We start from the raw sequence: 15,864 nt of genomic DNA, 5'->3' as shown, positions 1-15,864 counted from the left end.
CCGTCCGGAAAGGCAAGGCTGGCGTTGCGATCTATAATCCTGCCTTCGATTTCGAGTTCATGCTGCCGATGCGCATCCTGCTGGTCAAAACCTCTTCGCTCGGCGACGTCATACATAACCTGCCGGTGGCGACCGACATCCACCGTCAATTCCCGCAGGCGAAGCTTGACTGGTGCGTCGAGGAGAGTTTTGCCGCCGTGCCGCGCCTGCATCCGGCGGTCGGCCGGATCATTCCGGTGGCGGTCCGGCGCTGGCGCAAGGCCTTGCTCAAGGCCGAGACCTGGCGGGAAATCGGCGAATTCCGGCAGCGCATGCGCGAGGTCGACTACGACCTGGTGCTCGATACTCAAGGGTTGTTCAAGAGCGCCCTGCTCGCATCCCGGGCCAACGGACCGTTGGCCGGTTACGACAGCGAGTCGGCCAGGGAGCCGCTGGCCGCCCGTTTCTACGACCGGCATTTCGGGGTTGCGCGCGACTTGCACGCCGTCGTGCGCAACCGCATGCTGGCAGCGGCGGCGCTCGATTATCCCGTTGCCGATGCGGTCGATTACGGCATCCAGGCGCCGGCCATCGCCCTCGACTGGCTGCCGGCAGGGCCGTATGCCGTCCTGCTCAGCGCCACCAGCCGCGACGACAAGCTGTGGCCGGAGGCGCACTGGATTGCGCTGGGGCAGGCGTTGCGCGCGCAGGGTCTGGGGGTCGTGCTGCCGGCAGGCAATCCGCAGGAGCGTGCCCGTGCCGCGCGTCTTGCCGCCGCCATCCCCGGTGCGCTGGCGGCACCGCCGCTGCGCATCGATGCCCTGGCTACCCTGCTCGCCGGCGCGCGGGCGGTGGTCGGCGTCGATACCGGCCTGACGCATCTCGCCGTTGCCCTGAAAACCCCGACCATTGCCCTCTATACGGCGACCGAGCCGGGACTGACCGGCGTTTACGGTGCCGGTTTCCATCGCAATCTCGGCGGTAAGGGGCAATGTCCGGCGGTCGCAGCGGTGCTGGCAGAATTGATGGCGGTTCCCGGCTGATGGCCCGTTTCGTCTACGCGCTGCTGCTCTACCTGCTGCTGCCGGCGATCCTGCTGCGATTGTTCCTGCGCGGGCGGAAACAGCCGGCTTACCGGGCGCATGTCGGCGAACGCTTCGGCATCCATGGTCGGCCGCCAGTTGCCCGGCACGGCCCGCTGATCTGGGTGCATGCGGTCTCGGTCGGCGAAACGCGTGCCGCCCAGCCCTTGATCGAGGCGCTGCAGGCGCGTTGGCCGGACGCCCGCATCCTGCTGACCGGCATGACCCCGACCGGTCGCGCCGCCGGTGCCGAGGTGTATGGCGAGCGGGTGATCCAGGCCTATCTGCCCTACGATCTGCCGGACGCTGTCGGGCGTTTTCTCGATCATTTCTCACCGAATTTCGGCGTGCTCATGGAAACCGAGATCTGGCCCAATCTGCTGGCAGCCTGTGCCCGGCGCAAGCTGCCGGTGGCGCTGGTCAATGCCCGCCTGTCGGCGCGTTCGGCCAGGGGTTATGGGCGCTTTGCGGCACTGACCCGGCCGGCTTTCGCCCGCTTGTCCGCAGTTGCCGCCCAGACGGCTGCCGATGCCGGGCGGCTGGCGGCCCTGGGGGCACCGTCGGTCGAGGTGTGCGGCAACCTGAAATTCGATGTCGAGCCGGCCGCCGAGCGTCGCCAGTTGGGCGAAAGCTGGCGTCAGGCGCTGGCTGGACGGGCAGTCTGGCTGGCCGCCAGCACCCGTGAGGGCGAAGAAGCCCTGCTGCTCGATGCTTGGCGCAGTGCGCCGGGCGATGCCTTGCTCGTCCTGGTGCCGCGCCACCCGCAGCGCTTCGATGAAGTGGCCGGTCTGCTGGCTGCGCGTGGCATCGCCAGCCGGCGGCGCAGCGAGGGGTTGCCGACGGCGGATACCCGGGTCTGGCTCGGCGACAGCATGGGCGAGATGGCAGCTTATTACACGCTGGCCGATGTCGCGTTCATTGGCGGCAGCCTGTTGCCACTGGGCGGGCAGAACCTGATCGAGTCGGCGGCGTGTGGCTGTCCGGTGCTGGTGGGTCCGCACACCTTCAATTTCCTGAGTGCGACCGAGGATGCCATCGCCGCCGGTGCGGCCCGGCGGGTCGCCGATGCGCCAGCCCTCGTCGACCAGGTTCAGTATCTGTTACAGGATGCCCGGCAACTCGCTGCCATGCGCCAGGCCTGCGCTGAGTTCGCTGCCGCCCACCGGGGCGCGACGGCGCGTACCTTGCGTCTTATTGAACGCTGCGCGGCTCAAGCAGGCTGTTGATCCGGGCCAGGTCGTCCTCGCCCAGCGCGCCGACAGCGGCCTTCAGCCGCAGTTGCGCCATCAGCGTGTCGAAGGTGGCCTTGGCCAGGTCGCGACGGGTGACGTAGAGCTGGTTCTCGGCATTGAGCACGTCGATGTTGATGCGCACGCCGACTTCGTAGCCCAGCTTGTTCGATTCCAGGGCCGACTGCGACGAGATCAGCGCGGCCTTGAGGGCATTGACCTGGGCCAGGCCGTTGGTCACGCCGAGGTAATACTGACGGGCGGCCAGTGTTGCGTTGCGGCGCGCGGATTCCAGTCCGGCACGGGCGGCTTCGCGGTTGGCCCCGGCTTCGCGCTGGCGGGAGGTGGTCAGCCCGCCCTGGAACAGGGGGATGTTCAGTTGCAGGCCGATATTGCTGTATTCGGAGTCGATGGCCGTATTGTTGAAGGTCTTGGCCTTGCCACGGTTGGCGACGATATCGACGGTCGGATAGTGGCCGGCGCGTTGCTTGTCCACCTCGCGGGCGGCGATTTCGGCCTGGGCGAGCTGGATCTGCACTGGCAGCGCATCCTTTTCCGCAGCACTGATCCAGTCCTGCAGCCGGTTCGGCTCCGGCGGATTCAGCACGGCGTCCTTGCGCGGCGCGGCGAGGTTTTCCGGCATGCGGCCGAGCAGGATCTGCAGGCTCTGGCGGCGGATTTCGAGTTCGCTTTCGGCGGCGATCTCCTGCGCCGTGACCAAGTCGAAACGCGCCTGCGCTTCATGCGTATCGGTGATCGTTGCCGTGCCGACCTCGAAGGTTTTTTTGGCCAGTTCCAATTGTTGTGCCGTGGCTTCCTTGTTGGCGCGGACGGCGCTCAGGTTTTCGCTGGCGTAGAGCACGTCGAAATAGGCCTGGGCGACGCGCAGGATCAGATCCTGGCGGGCCTGGACAAAATTGGCTTCAGCCTGGGCTACCTGCAGTTTGGCCTGGTCGTAGGCGACCCAGTTCTGCCAGCGGAACAAGGGTTGCGACAGGGTCAGCTGATAGCCGTTGGTGTTGTACTGGTTCTTGACCCGGGTCCCGCCCTGCGGTTCGACTTCGCTGTCGTTCCATACCGTGTTGCCCGACAGTGACAGGCTGGGTAACAGTCCGGCACGTCCTTGCGGAGCCTTTTCGCGGCCGGCTTCCACGGTGGCGCGGGCAGCAGCGAAAACGGGATCGTTGTCGCGGGCTTCCTGATAGGCCTGCATCAGGTCGGCGGCGGACAGCGGCGAGGCAAACAACGGGAAGGCTAGCAGCCAGGCAATCTTTTTCATGCGATTCCTCAATAGCGGCTCATGCGGGTATCGACTTCGCAGGCCCAGGCTTCGACGCCGCCAAGTAGATTGAAGACCGATGCGCAGCCTTTGCGTTCGAGAAACATGGCGACTTGCATGCTGCGCCCGCCATGGTGGCAGATGACGACGATGTCGCGATCGGGGTCAAGTTCCTCGCAGCGGACCGGGACCAGGTGCATCGGCATGTGCTCGCTGCCATCGATCCGGCAGAGCGCGACTTCCCACGGCTCACGGACATCGAGCAACAGGGGCGGCGGCCGCTGCTCGTCGGCCAGCCACTCCGCCAGTTGCTTTGCCCGTATCTGCTGCATCAGAGGCTGAATTCCTGCTTGGGCTGACCGCCATCGAGTGCCGGAACCACGGTTTCGAACAGGTTGATGGTATTGAATACGCCATCGGCGATGCAGGTGATCAATTGGGCTTCCATGACCGGGGCCTCGCCGACGACTGCGGCCAGACGGCCACCGACGCGCAGTTGCTTTAGCACGGCGGGCGGAATCTGTGCCACCGAGCCGGAAAACACGATCACGTCGAACGGCGCGCGTTGCGGCCAGCCGGCAATGCCGTCGGCGCATTCGACGTTGAGGTTGTCGATGCCGGCGCGCTGGAGGTTTTCGCGGGCGGTGGCAGCGATTTCCGGGCGGATTTCCAGGCTGACCACGTGTTCGGCACGGGCTGCCAGAAGTGCGGCCATGTAACCGCTGCCGGTGCCGATTTCCAGCACCTTGTCGCCCTTGCGTACGCCCAGTTCCTGCAGCAGGCGGGCTTCCACGCGCGGGGCCAGCATCACCTGACCGTCAGCCAGCGGAATTTCCAGGTCGGCAAATGCCAGGTTGCGGTAGGCGGCGGGTACGAAATCCTCGCGCTTGACGACGAAAAGCAGATCGAGCACCTGGGGGTCGAGAACCTCCCAGGGCCGGATCTGTTGTTCGATCATGTTGAAGCGCGCTTGTTCGATGTTCATGAAAATCTCCGCAGGCGTCATATTAGCATGAGCTAATATTTTGGTTCGGACAAAAGCCGATTATACCCGAGCCGCGGATGCGCGCCGTACCTGCCGTGTCAGCGACTTTCCTTGATCAGGCGGTCGCCGGTGGCCTGAACCGGGCGCGCGTTGTTACGGTACAGGCGGCTGAAGATGCGGACCTGATCGTCGGAAACCTGGATCGGCTGCTTCATCACGATCCACAGGACGCCCTCGGTGCAGGGCGGCGTGCTCAGGGAGCCCATGAAGGTGTAGTAATGCCCCGATTCCGGCAGCAGGCGGGCGGGTTCCAGCACAGCCTTGGGCGGCTGGACAGGCGCCTGCTTTTCCAGCGGCAGATGGTTCCACAGCGTCTGGATCTGCGGGTGCTCGGTACCGCGCTCAAAGAGGATTTCGACGACGGCTTGGCTGCCGTCCGTAGCCCGGTGCATCAACTGCGCCGACATCTCGTAGCGCTGACCGTTGACCCGAGTTTCCCCGGGGCGGCGGAAGACGATCTGTTCAAGGTCGTAGGTCTTGCCGGTCAGCGAGAAACTGCTGTCGCCGACGGTGACGTTGACCGAATGGCCGTCGTCCACGATGCGGAAGGTCGACGCGCGGTAATCGAAGCGGATCGGCTCGAGATCGACCTTGATGCCATCGCGGATGTCGATCGGCGATTGACGTTGCCCACTCGCGCACAGCGCGTTGCGGGGGTCGATACGGGCCCAGTTCTCGGGGGCGCCAGCACCTTCGTAGCTCCATTTAACCGGTGGCTTGGTCGCTGGCTCGGCGCGAACCAGCTCAAGCATGTAACCACCCTGAGCCGGGGCCGGGGCCTTGGCGGCGGGCCTGGGGGTGGGGCGTGGTGCAGGTGCGTTGTTGCGCACCACCTGAGTGGTGCCGCTGGGCACATTGATCGTGGGCGGCGCCTTGCTGGCGGCGGGCGGCGGGGCTTCCACTGGCGCCGGCGCTTGCTGCTCGGCGGCAGGCTTGCCTTCCATGGCCGCCTTGAGATTGGGGCGGATCGACGGCAGGGGGGCGCTACTCGATGTTTCTGCTGTTTTCACCGCTGGCGGCTTTTCAGTCTTGGCCAGTTCCTTCTTGAGCAGGGCCTCGTTGGCTTGCTGCAACTGGGTGGCGGCTTCATTGGCCTTCTCGGCGAGTTCGGCGGCGCCTTCCTTGGGCGGGCGGCAGACCTCGCGCAGCACCCGGTCGTCCAGGGTGCCGCTGCGTACCGGCAGTTCGGCGCCGGCAATGTCTTCCTCGCGGATGGTGTCCTTGTCGGTCTGGCGATAGATGCGCTTGATGGTTCGGGCGCTGCGGGTCGAGCAGTCGTAGCGGGTGATCGCCTCGATGATCTTGTAGGGCGTGCCGGTGCGGTTGTCGATCAGCTCGCGGTCGAGCGTGACCCGGCTCTGTGCCTCGACGACATTGCCGGTACGCTTCAGCGTGCTGCGGTCGAGTTCGATGCGGCGACCGGATTCGGCAGAAATGTTCTGCCAGCTCGGCGCAGCCGTAGCGACCCAGGGCAGGGTGGCCAGGGCGATGGCAATGGTCATCAGGCGCATGCTTTTTCCTTCTGTTTTTCTTGAAATACGGGCACTTGTCGAACTTATTTCGACCGAATTCTGGAAATCTTGAGGCGTGCTGCGCATTTCTTGCATTTTGCCTGTGTTTCCAGTAACTTGCAGCCCAGTCGTTAGGGGTGCCGATCGCGCTGCATCATGCCGGTCCGGCTGAGACATACCCTTCGAACCTGACCGGGTCATGCCGTCGTAGGGAAACGAACTCTGCTGTTGGAACCAGATCGCTCCTTGCTCGTCTTACCCTGCTGAATCCCCGCATGGAGCACTCATGAACGCCAAAGACACCTTCCTCGCCGCCAACGCCCACGTCGACGAGGCCGCCATCCAGCCGCTGCCCAATTCCCGCAAGATCTATGTCGAAGGCTCGCGGCCGGACATCCGGGTGCCGATGCGCGAAATCTCGCAAGCCGATACGCCGACCGGCTTCGGTGGCGAGAAGAATCCGCCGATCTATGTCTATGACTGTTCCGGCCCCTACTCCGACCCGGCGGCGCAGATCGACATTCGCTCCGGCCTGCCGGCCATGCGTGCGCAGTGGATCGCCGAGCGCGGCGACACCGAGGAACTGCCCGACCTGTCTTCCGAATTCGGCCGCCAGCGCGCTGCCGACAAGGCGCTCGACGAACTGCGCTTCCCCGGCCTGCACCGCAAGCCGCGCCGCGCCAAGGCCGGTGCCAACGTGTCGCAGATGCATTACGCCCGTAAAGGCATCATCACGCCGGAAATGGAATACGTGGCGATCCGCGAAAACCTCAATCGTGCTGCGTACATTGAATCGCTGAAAGCCACCGGCCCGACCGGCGAGAAAATGGCCAAGCTGCTGACCCGCCAGCATCCGGGGCAGAATTTCGGCGCCAGCATCCCGGCCGAAATCACGCCGGAATTCGTGCGCAGCGAAGTGGCCCGCGGCCGCGCCATCATCCCGAACAACATCAATCACCCGGAATCCGAGCCGATGATCATCGGCCGCAACTTCCTGACCAAGATCAACGCCAATATCGGCAACTCGGCGCTCGGCTCGTCCATTCAGGAAGAAGTCGAGAAGATGACCTGGTCGATCCGCTGGGGCGGCGACACGGTGATGGATTTGTCCACCGGCAAGAACATCCACGAAACGCGCGAGTGGATCATCCGCAATTCGCCGGTGCCGATCGGTACCGTGCCCATCTACCAGGCCCTGGAAAAGGTGAACGGCAAGGCCGAAGACCTGACCTGGGAAATCTTCCGCGACACGCTGATCGAGCAGGCCGAGCAGGGCGTCGACTACTTCACCATTCACGCCGGTGTGTTGCTGCGCTACATCCCGATGACCGCCAACCGCATGACCGGCATCGTCAGCCGCGGCGGCTCGATCATGGCCAAGTGGTGCCTGGCGCATCATAAGGAAAGTTTCCTCTACACGCACTTCGAGGAAATCTGCGAAATCATGAAGGCCTATGACGTTGCCTTCAGCCTCGGCGACGGCCTGCGTCCCGGCTCGATCTACGACGCCAACGACGAAGCGCAGCTGGGCGAACTGAAGACCTTGGGCGAACTCACCGAGATCGCCTGGAAGCACGACGTGCAGACCATCATCGAAGGCCCGGGCCACGTGCCCATGCACCTGATCAAGGAGAACATGGACCTGCAGCTCGAATACTGCAAGGAAGCCCCGTTCTACACGCTTGGTCCCTTGACCACCGACATCGCGCCGGGCTACGACCACATCACCAGCGGCATCGGCGCCGCGATGATCGGCTGGTACGGTACGGCCATGCTCTGCTACGTGACGCCGAAGGAACACCTCGGTCTCCCGGACAAGAATGACGTCAAGGAAGGCATCATCACCTACAAGCTGGCCGCCCACGCCGCCGACCTGGCCAAGGGCCATCCCGGCGCACAGATCCGCGACAACGCCTTGAGCAAAGCGCGCTACGAGTTCCGCTGGGACGATCAGTTCAACCTCGGCCTCGATCCGGACAAGGCCAAGTCCTTCCACGACGAGACCCTGCCCAAGGAATCGGCCAAGGTTGCTCACTTCTGCTCGATGTGCGGGCCGCACTTCTGTTCGATGAAGATCACGCAAGATGTGCGCGATTTCGCTGCAAAACAGGGCCTGAACGAGGAAGATGCCTTGCAGAAGGGGATGGAAACCAAGGCTGTCGAGTTCGTCAAGACCGGCGCCGAGATCTATCACAAGCTGTAAGCCGGAGTTCTTCCGGAAATCAGGCAAAAAGGCGGCTTCGGTCGCCTTTTTGCCTGAACGATGGGCGCAAATCCTGTCAAAATGCGGGGCATGAATATCTTTGCCAGCCTGTCGCCGTTTGGCGGCGTCCAGTGTCAATGGAAGTGTCGTCGTGACGCCTGATTCAGGCTGGCTTGCGATCCTGCGCCAGCGACTGGAAAGCCGCCTGCGCCAGGCACAGGTCTATGTCCGCGCCAACCAGTATCACCTGCTCGCGCGTCTGCGCATCTGGGGCGGGCGCCTGGTGTTCTGGGGCTGCGGGATCGTCGTCGGTCTGGCGGCGGTCCTCTTCGCCCTGTTGAGCGATGGGGCGGCCGAACGTTTTGCCCATGCGGCCGCGCTCTACCCGTGGATGCCCTTCATTGTCACGCCGCTGGCCGGGGCGGCCTTGCTGTGGGCGACCCGGACGTGGTTCCCGGGCGCGCAGGGCAGTGGTATTCCGCAGGTGATCGCCGAGATGAAGCGACCGCCCTCCGGTCCGTGGCGACCGCTGGTTTCGCTGCGCATCGCTTTCGGCAAGATCATGCTGGGCGTGGCGGCGGTTGGCGCCGGCTTTTCCTTCGGTCGCGAGGGACCGACCGTGCAGGTCGGTGCCAGTCTGATGGCGGCGGCCGGCCGTTTCATGCCGGCGACGCTGCGCATTCATCGCCAGCACTTGCTGGTCGCCGGTGGCGCGGCGGGGATCGCGGCCGCGTTCAATGCGCCGCTGGCCGGGATCGTTTTTGCCATCGAGGAATTGTCGCGCAGCGTCGAATCGCGGATGAGCGGCGTGGTCATCACGGCCATCGTGCTGGCCGGGGTGATTGCCCAGTATTTCCTCGGCAACGACAATTATTTTGGCCGGGTCGTGGTCTTCGGCGAGAGTTCGGAACTGATGTACACCATCCTCGTCTGCGCCGTCGTCACCGGTTTTGCCGGTGGTCTGTTTGCGCGCATGCTGCTCATCTCGGTGATTGGCTGGCACGGCCGGCTGGCGCGTTTTCGCGGCGCGCATCCCTATTGGTTCGTGGTCTTCTGTGGCCTCTTGCTGGCGTCTCTGGGCTGGGTCACCGGCGGCGTGATCTGGGGCAGCGGCTTTGCCGAGACCAAATCGCTGCTGAGTGGCCAGGCCGATCTGCCCTGGTACTACGGCCCGGCCAAGTTTGTGGCGACCGTGGTTTCCTACCTGACCGGCCTGCCCGGCGGCATCTTTGCGCCATCGCTGTCGATCGGCGCCGGCATCGGCCAGGATCTTGTGCCTTTGCTGGCCGGCCAGGCTTTTCCGACCACCATCGTCGTCCTGTGCATGGTCGGTTTCCTGGCGGCGGCTACGCAGGCGCCGATCACCGCCTTCATCATCGTCATGGAAATGGTCGACGGCTATTCGCTGGTCATCGGCCTGATGGCGACGGCGCTGATCGCGTCGGCGGTATCGCGCATGGTTTCCAAACCGCTCTATGCGACGCTGGCCGAACACATGATCCGCCAGCAATCACCGGCCGACAGCAAGTGAGTCTGGCGTGCCGGCCGGGTTGTGGTGCCTGCTGCATCGCGCCGTCGATCAGTTCCCTGGCCAAGCCGGCCGGTGTGCCTTGCCGGCATCTCGACGCCGAGCTGTGTTGCCGTTTGTTTGGTCAGCCCGAGCGCCCGGGCTGCTGTTCCGGTCTGCAGCCCTCGGCGGAAATGTGTGGAGAAAGTCGGGACGAGGCCTTGCGCTGGCTGGCCGATCTCGAAGCCATGACACGTCCATGAGGGTAAAATGCGCGCTCTTGTCATGGAACGCCCCGCATGGACCCGATTCTCCTTCTCAAAGCCCTGATCCTCGGTATCGTCGAGGGGCTGACCGAATTCCTGCCGATCTCGTCGACCGGCCACCTGATCATCGTCGGCAGCCTGCTCGACTACACCGACGAGCAGAGCAAGGTATTCAAGATCGTCATCCAGTTGGCCGCCATCCTGGCGGTGTGCTGGCTGTATCGCGAGCGGATCGTCAAGGTTGCCGGCGGCTTGCGTTCCGATCCGGTGCAGCAGCGTTTCGTCGGTCTGCTGGTGGTCGGTTTTCTGCCGGCGGCGGTGCTCGGGCTGATGTTCCACAGCACCATCAAGACCTACCTGTTCAATCCGCTGACCGTGGCCGGGGCGCTGATTGTCGGCGGCTTCCTGATCCTGTACATCGAACGCAAGGTCTACCAGCCGCGCATCAACAGCGTCGACGAAATGCGCTGGCCGGATGCGCTCAAGGTCGGTTTCGCCCAGGCGGTGGCGATGTTCCCCGGGACATCGCGGTCGGGGGCGACGATCATGGGCGGACTGATTTTCGGCCTGTCGCGCAAGACGGCAACCGAGTTCTCTTTCTTCCTGGCCATTCCGACCATGTTCGCGGCGACCATCTACGACGTGTACAAAAACTGGGACATCCTGCGCCTGGAAGACCTGCCAGTGTTCGCCGTCGGTTTCGTTGCCTCCTTTGTCGCCGCCATGCTCAGCGTCAGGGCGCTGGTCCGCTACATTTCCAACCATGACTTCACCGTGTTCGCCTGGTACCGCATCGTCTTCGGCGTGATCGTGCTGCTCACCGCGCAGATGGGCTGGGTGGAGTGGACGGCTTGATCCTCTACCTGCACGGCTTCTGTTCCTCGCCGGCTTCGTGGAAGGCGCGCCTCTTGGCTGAGGCGATGGCCGAGCGCGGCCTGGCCGAGAAGTTCCATTGCCCGCAACTGTCGCCGGTGCCGGCACAGGCAATGGCCGACATGGGGCGCTGGATCGAAGCGGCCGCTGAGCCGGTGACCCTGGTTGGCTCCTCGCTCGGCGGTCATTACGCCAGTTTCCTGGCTGAGCGGTACGGATTGCCGGCGCTGCTGATCAACCCGGCTGCCGTTGCCCGCATTGATGTCGGCAAGTTCGTCGGCGATCACGTCAATTACCACAGCGGCGAGCGCTTCAGCTTCACCAACGAACATGCCGCCCAGTTGTCGGCCCAGGCCGTGCTACCGACGCCGTCGCGCTACTGGCTGTGGCTGGAAACCGGCGACGAAGTGCTCGACTACCACGACGCCCAGACCTTCTGGTTCGGCTGCCGGCAGAGCGTCTTCGAGGGCGGCGACCACAGCTTCACGCGCTTTCCCGAGATGTTGCCGCAACTCATTGAATTTGCCGGGCTATAATCCGTCGATGAATGTATTGTTTGAAGAAGACGGCGGCTTCAAGGCCGGCACCATCATGGCCGACAACGACAGCTCGTTGCAGGTCGAATTGCCGACCGGCAAGCGCAGCAAGATCAAGGCCGCTACCGTGTTGTTGCGTTTCGCGACTCCCTCCGCCGCCCACCTGCTCGAACAGGCGACGCCGCTGGCCGGGGAGATCGAAGCCGATTTCCTGTGGGAGTGCGTCAGCGATGGTGAATTTTCGTTTCTGGATTTTGCCCGTGATTACTACGGACACGACCCCGCGTCGGTTGAAGCGACGGCGGTCCTGCTTGCCCTGCACGCCGCGCCCGTCTATTTCCACCGCAAAGGCAAGGGCCGCTTCCGCAAGGCGCCTGCCGACATTCTCGCAGCTGCTCTGGCCAATCTTGAAAAAAAGCGTCAGCAAGCGCTGGCGATGGAAGGCTGGCTTGCCGAGCTGAAGGAATTCCGCCTGCCGCCGGAAATCGGCGCCTTGACCGATGCCCTGCTCTACGCGCCGGACCGCAACAAGCCGGAAACCAAGGCCTTCGAGAGCGCCTGCGCCGAAACCGGCTTGTCCGCCGCGCAACTGCTGTTCAAGTGCGGCGCGATCAAGTCGGCCTACCATCTGCACTACAAGCGTTTCCTGCACGAGCAGTTTCCCAGGGGCACCGGCTTCCCGGCGCTTGAGGCGCCCGGCCTGCCGTCCGATCTGCCGAAAGCCGGCGTGCGCGCCTTCTCGATCGACGACGCCAACACCACCGAGATCGACGACGCGCTGTCGGTGACCTGGCTGCCCGGCATCGGCACCCGCATCGGCATCCACATCGCCGCGCCGGGGCTGGCCATCGAACACGGTTCGCCGCTCGACGGCGTTGCCCGCGCGCGGCTGTCGACGGTGTACATGCCCGGCAACAAGATCACCATGCTGCCCGATGCCGTGGTCCAGAACTACACGCTGGCCGGTGGCGTCGATTGTCCGGCGGTGTCGCTGTATCTGACGGTCAACGACGTGTTCGAGGTGCTTTCCCACGAATCCTGCGTCGAACTGGTGCATATCGCCGACAACCTGCGTCACCATGACGTCGAACCCTGGTTCAACGCCGAGACGGTCGGCGGCGCCCTGCCGGACAAGCCCTTTGCCCGCGAACTGCTGCACCTGTGGCACTTCGCCAACGCCTGCGAAGGCCGCCGCGGCAAGCCGTCGGCAACGCAGGGCATCAATGACTACAACTTCGCCATCGTCGGCGATCTTGCCGACCCGGAAAGCTGTTCGGTCGAGGTTTCCGAGCGCAAGCGCGGCAGTCCGCTCGACAAGCTGGTCGCCGAGCTGATGATCGTCGCCAATTCGACCTGGGGCGGCCTGCTCGCCGAGAAGAACATTGCCTGCCTGTACCGCGCCCAGACCCAGGGCAAGGTGCGCATGACCACCTCGCCGCTGCCGCACGAAGGCCTGGGCGTACCGCAATACGCCTGGATGACCTCGCCGTTGCGCCGCTACTGCGACCTGGTCAACCAGTGGCAGTTGATCGCCTGCCTGCGCGGCAATCCGCCGCCTTTTCCGCAGAAGTCGGCCGAGCTGTTTGGGGCGATGCGCGATTTCGAACTGACCTACGCCGCCTACGCCGAATTCCAGCGTCTGATGGAGCGTTACTGGTGCCTGCGCTGGCTGCAGCAGCATCAGGTCGCCGAGATCGAAGCGACCGTGCGCCGCGAGCAACTGTGCAAGCTTGATCATCTGCCGCTGCTGGTGCGGGTGCCGTCGGCGCCGCCCGATCTGCTGCCGGGGCAGCGTCTGCGCCTGTCGGTCGAGCACATCGACCTGCTCGGTCCGGAAGTCGACATGCGTTTCCTGAACCTGCTTGATGCGGCCGATCCGGTGGAGGCTGAGGAGGACGTGTCGCAGTGAGCGGGAAAGTGCACCTGAGACCTTATCGTGTGCCGGGCAACGACCGGCGCCTGTGGTTGGCCATCGGGGTCTCGCTGCTGGTTCACGCGCTGCTGCTCAGTCTGCATTTCGCTTTTCCTGAAGCCTCGCAAGTGGCGCGCGAGAAGGCGCTCGACATCATCCTGGTCAATGCCTGGTCGCAACGGCCGCCGAGCGACGCCCAGGCGCTGGCGCAAGCCAACCTCGACGGCGGCGGCAACACCGACGCCGATCGCCGGGCCAGGACGCCGCTACCGCCGACCCGCCAGCAAGTCGACGGCAGCGATCTGCAGCAGATGCGCAAGCGGGTGCAGGAGCTTGAGGCCGCGCAACAGAAGATGCTGACCCAGGCCGCCAGTCTGGCCAAGGTGGCGACTGCCGAGACGCGCAGCGACCAGCCCGTGCCTTCGCCGCTGAGCGGGCGCGACCTTGCCGATGCAGCGCGGGCGATGGCCCGGCTTGAGGGCGAGATTGCCAAGATGGCCGACGAGTACAACAAGCGGCCACAGAAGAAGTTTGTCGGCGCGCGTGCCCAGGAATACACGCTGGCGCCGTATTTCGACGCCTGGAAACAGAAGGTCGAGCGCATCGGCACCCTGAATTATCCGGATGAGGCGCGCGGCAAGCTTTACGGGCGCGTCGTCATCTTCGTTGAATTGCGGGTCGAGGACGGCAGCCTGTTCAACGCCGAAATTTCCCGCTCGTCGGGGCACAAGGTTCTCGACCAGGCGGCCATGCGCATTCTCCGGATGGCCGCGCCGTTCGGCCCGATCCCGCGCGAGGCGATGGGCGGGGCGACCATCCTGTCCTTTGCCCGGGAATGGAATTTCGTCCCGGGCGATACGCTCGACTCAAGCAGCCGCTGAACCATGACCGACCTTTACTGCGTTTTCGGCAACCCGATTGCCCATTCCAAGTCTCCGTTCATTCACGCTGCCTTCGCCCGGGAGACCGGTGAGTCGGTGATTTACGAGGCACGGTTGGCGCCGGTCGATGGTTTTGCCGAGGCGGTGCGAGCCTTCGTCGCGGCCGGTGGTCGAGGTGCCAATGTGACGGTGCCGTTCAAGGAAGAGGCCTTCCGCATGTGCGCGGCGTTGACGCCGCGGGCCAAGGGGGCCGGCGCGGTCAATACGCTGAGTTTCGTCGATGGGCAATGCTGCGGCGACAATACCGACGGTGCCGGCCTAGTTGCCGATATCGTCGACAACCTCGGCTTCTCGCCGGCCGGTCGGCGCATCCTGTTGCTTGGCGCCGGCGGTGCCGCACGCGGCGTCGTCGAACCGCTGCTGGCGACCCGCCCGGCGACGCTGGTGATCGCCAATCGCAGTAGCGACAAGGCGCAATTGCTGGCCGATGTTTTTGCCGATCTGGGTCCGGTCCGGGCGTCGAATTTCGCTGATCTTGCGGGAAATTCCTTTGATCTGGTCATTAACGCCACCTCGGCCAGCCTGAGCGGCGCCACCCTGCCCCTGCCGGCCGGCTTGTTCGCTCCAGCCTCGCTGGCTTACGACATGATGTACGGCAAGGGGGAAACGCCTTTTCTCGCCCAGGCCAGGATGCAAGGGGCTGGGCGCTGTGCCGATGGCCTGGGCATGCTGGTGGGGCAGGCGGCCGAAGCCTTTTTTGTCTGGCGCGGCGTGCGCCCGGCGACGGCACTCGTGCTGGCCGAACTGCGGGCGGCGCTGGGCGGATGAAAGCCGTCGGCCGCTGGCTGAAGTGGGGGCTGCTGGCCCTGCTGGCGCTGGCTTTCGCCTGGCTGCTCTGGCTGTTCCTGTGGGTGATGTTCTGGGGGAGTTTCAATCCCGGCATGACCCGCTTCATGGAAATTCGCCTGGCCGAGTTGCGGCAGAAGAACCCGCAGGCCCAGTTGCGTCAGCAGTGGGTGCCGTACGAGAAGATTTCCGTGCATCTGAAGCGGGCGATCATCGCTGCCGAAGACGCCAAGTTCGTCGATCATGAAGGCTTCGATTGGGAAGGTATCCAGAAAGCCATTGAAAAGAACCAGAAGAAGGGGCGTTTCGTCGCCGGCGGCTCGACCATTAGCCAGCAACTGGCGAAAAACCTCTTCCTGTCGCCGAGCAAATCGTATTTCCGTAAGGCCAACGAGGCCGTGATCACCCTGATGCTGGAAAACCTGTGGAGCAAGCAGCGGATTTTCGAGGTTTATCTCAACGTGATCGAATGGGGTAACGGGGTTTTCGGTGCCGAGGCGGCGGCCCGTCACTATTACGGCGTCAGCGCCGCTCAGCTGGGGCCGGCCCAGGCCGCCCGGCTGGCCGGGATGGTGCCCAATCCGCGCTTTTACGACCGCAACCGCAATGCGCCGGGCCTCGGGCGTAAAACGGCGATCATCCTGGCGCGCATGCCGTCGGCGGTGCTTCCCTAGGGGAAATCCGCAGTAATTCGCCAAGTGGCAGCCTGCCTGGC

The 15,864-nt window shown here is 64.4% G+C and carries 15 protein-coding genes and 1 riboswitch; of the genes, 11 read left to right on the top strand and 4 right to left on the bottom strand.

Annotated features, from left to right (window positions below):
- Positions 1-59: 59 nt before the first annotated feature.
- Positions 60-1,022 carry a lipopolysaccharide heptosyltransferase I gene (gene waaC, locus G471_RS0100995; RefSeq protein ID WP_245580479.1) on the top strand — a complete coding sequence of 321 codons (963 nt, stop codon included), beginning with the start codon at positions 60-62 and terminating at the stop codon, positions 1,020-1,022.
- Positions 1,019-2,287, top strand: a complete 1,269-nt coding sequence (waaA, locus tag G471_RS0100990; RefSeq protein WP_211226371.1) for a lipid IV(A) 3-deoxy-D-manno-octulosonic acid transferase — start codon at positions 1,019-1,021, stop codon at positions 2,285-2,287. Before waaC ends, waaA begins: the two co-directional genes overlap by 4 nt.
- Here waaA and G471_RS0100985 read toward each other — a convergent pair.
- The 4 genes from G471_RS0100985 to G471_RS0100970 form a co-directional block, all read right to left on the bottom strand.
- On the bottom strand, positions 2,253-3,569 hold the full coding sequence (locus G471_RS0100985) for a TolC family outer membrane protein (RefSeq protein ID WP_028993663.1): 1,317 nt from the start codon (positions 3,567-3,569) through the stop codon (positions 2,253-2,255). The genes waaA and G471_RS0100985 overlap by 35 nt on opposite strands.
- An 8-nt stretch (positions 3,570-3,577) precedes the next feature.
- A complete protein-coding gene (locus G471_RS0100980) occupies positions 3,578-3,901 on the bottom strand; it encodes a rhodanese-like domain-containing protein (protein WP_028993662.1) in 324 nt (107 codons plus the stop codon).
- Entirely contained in the window at positions 3,901-4,554 is a 654-nt protein-coding gene (locus G471_RS16320) for a protein-L-isoaspartate O-methyltransferase family protein (RefSeq protein ID WP_043420695.1), read from the bottom strand. Before G471_RS16320 ends, G471_RS0100980 begins: the two co-directional genes overlap by 1 nt.
- 98 nt (positions 4,555-4,652) lie before the next feature.
- Positions 4,653-6,125: a carbonic anhydrase gene (locus G471_RS0100970; RefSeq protein ID WP_028993661.1), complete on the bottom strand. Its 1,473-nt coding sequence runs from the start codon at positions 6,123-6,125 to the stop codon at positions 4,653-4,655.
- 123 nt (positions 6,126-6,248) lie between these two features.
- Positions 6,249-6,356: riboswitch (TPP riboswitch) on the top strand.
- Positions 6,357-6,411: 55 nt separating this feature from the next.
- Between G471_RS0100970 and thiC the strand changes: the two genes are divergently transcribed.
- The 9 genes from thiC to mtgA all read left to right on the top strand — a co-directional run bounded on the left by thiC (position 6,412) and on the right by mtgA (position 15,823).
- Complete coding sequence (gene thiC / locus G471_RS0100965; protein ID WP_028993660.1) at positions 6,412-8,328, top strand: phosphomethylpyrimidine synthase ThiC; 1,917 nt, start codon at positions 6,412-6,414, stop codon at positions 8,326-8,328.
- A 151-nt stretch (positions 8,329-8,479) separates the two neighbouring features.
- Positions 8,480-9,859, top strand: a complete 1,380-nt coding sequence (locus G471_RS0100960; RefSeq protein ID WP_028993659.1) for a chloride channel protein — start codon at positions 8,480-8,482, stop codon at positions 9,857-9,859.
- A gap of 2 nt (positions 9,860-9,861) precedes the next feature.
- Positions 9,862-10,098: a YkgJ family cysteine cluster protein gene (locus G471_RS18540; protein ID WP_211226369.1), complete on the top strand. Its 237-nt coding sequence runs from the start codon at positions 9,862-9,864 to the stop codon at positions 10,096-10,098.
- A gap of 36 nt (positions 10,099-10,134) precedes the next feature.
- Positions 10,135-10,956 (top strand): undecaprenyl-diphosphate phosphatase, encoded by an 822-nt coding sequence (locus G471_RS0100955; RefSeq protein WP_028993658.1) that lies wholly within the window; start codon positions 10,135-10,137, stop codon positions 10,954-10,956.
- Entirely contained in the window at positions 10,944-11,510 is a 567-nt protein-coding gene (locus tag G471_RS0100950; protein ID WP_342663983.1) for a YqiA/YcfP family alpha/beta fold hydrolase, read from the top strand. The genes G471_RS0100955 and G471_RS0100950 overlap by 13 nt, the downstream gene beginning before the upstream one ends.
- 7 nt (positions 11,511-11,517) lie before the next feature.
- On the top strand, positions 11,518-13,419 hold the full coding sequence (locus G471_RS0100945) for a ribonuclease catalytic domain-containing protein (protein ID WP_028993656.1): 1,902 nt from the start codon (positions 11,518-11,520) through the stop codon (positions 13,417-13,419).
- A gap of 8 nt (positions 13,420-13,427) precedes the next feature.
- A complete protein-coding gene (locus G471_RS0100940; RefSeq protein ID WP_211226360.1) occupies positions 13,428-14,303 on the top strand; it encodes a TonB family protein in 876 nt (291 codons plus the stop codon).
- A 3-nt stretch (positions 14,304-14,306) separates the two neighbouring features.
- Positions 14,307-15,131, top strand: coding sequence for a shikimate dehydrogenase (gene aroE, locus G471_RS0100935; protein WP_028993654.1), 825 nt, complete (start codon positions 14,307-14,309; stop codon positions 15,129-15,131).
- Positions 15,128-15,823, top strand: a complete 696-nt coding sequence (mtgA, locus tag G471_RS0100930) for a monofunctional biosynthetic peptidoglycan transglycosylase (protein WP_028993653.1) — start codon at positions 15,128-15,130, stop codon at positions 15,821-15,823. The genes aroE and mtgA overlap by 4 nt, the downstream gene beginning before the upstream one ends.
- The last annotated feature ends 41 nt before the right edge of the window (positions 15,824-15,864 follow it).

This window comes from Azonexus hydrophilus DSM 23864 (assembly GCF_000429605.1).
GTDB classification, from domain to species: domain Bacteria; phylum Pseudomonadota; class Gammaproteobacteria; order Burkholderiales; family Rhodocyclaceae; genus Azonexus; species Azonexus hydrophilus.
This window is presented reverse-complemented; position numbering and strand designations above follow the sequence as displayed.

Excerpts from the sequence above, each read along its gene's own strand:
- waaC (WP_245580479.1), top strand. The coding sequence starts at position 60 with ATGCTGCCGATGCGCATCCTGCTGGTCAAAACCTCTTCGCTCGGCGAC.
- G471_RS0100985 (WP_028993663.1), bottom strand. The coding sequence starts at position 3,569 with ATGAAAAAGATTGCCTGGCTGCTAGCCTTCCCGTTGTTTGCCTCGCCG.
- G471_RS0100980 (WP_028993662.1), bottom strand. The coding sequence starts at position 3,901 with ATGCAGCAGATACGGGCAAAGCAACTGGCGGAGTGGCTGGCCGACGAG.
- G471_RS16320 (WP_043420695.1), bottom strand. The coding sequence starts at position 4,554 with ATGAACATCGAACAAGCGCGCTTCAACATGATCGAACAACAGATCCGG.
- G471_RS0100970 (WP_028993661.1), bottom strand. The coding sequence starts at position 6,125 with ATGCGCCTGATGACCATTGCCATCGCCCTGGCCACCCTGCCCTGGGTC.
- thiC (WP_028993660.1), top strand. The coding sequence starts at position 6,412 with ATGAACGCCAAAGACACCTTCCTCGCCGCCAACGCCCACGTCGACGAG.
- G471_RS0100955 (WP_028993658.1), top strand. The coding sequence starts at position 10,135 with ATGGACCCGATTCTCCTTCTCAAAGCCCTGATCCTCGGTATCGTCGAG.
- G471_RS0100945 (WP_028993656.1), top strand. The coding sequence starts at position 11,518 with ATGAATGTATTGTTTGAAGAAGACGGCGGCTTCAAGGCCGGCACCATC.
- aroE (WP_028993654.1), top strand. The coding sequence starts at position 14,307 with ATGACCGACCTTTACTGCGTTTTCGGCAACCCGATTGCCCATTCCAAG.
- mtgA (WP_028993653.1), top strand. The coding sequence starts at position 15,128 with ATGAAAGCCGTCGGCCGCTGGCTGAAGTGGGGGCTGCTGGCCCTGCTG.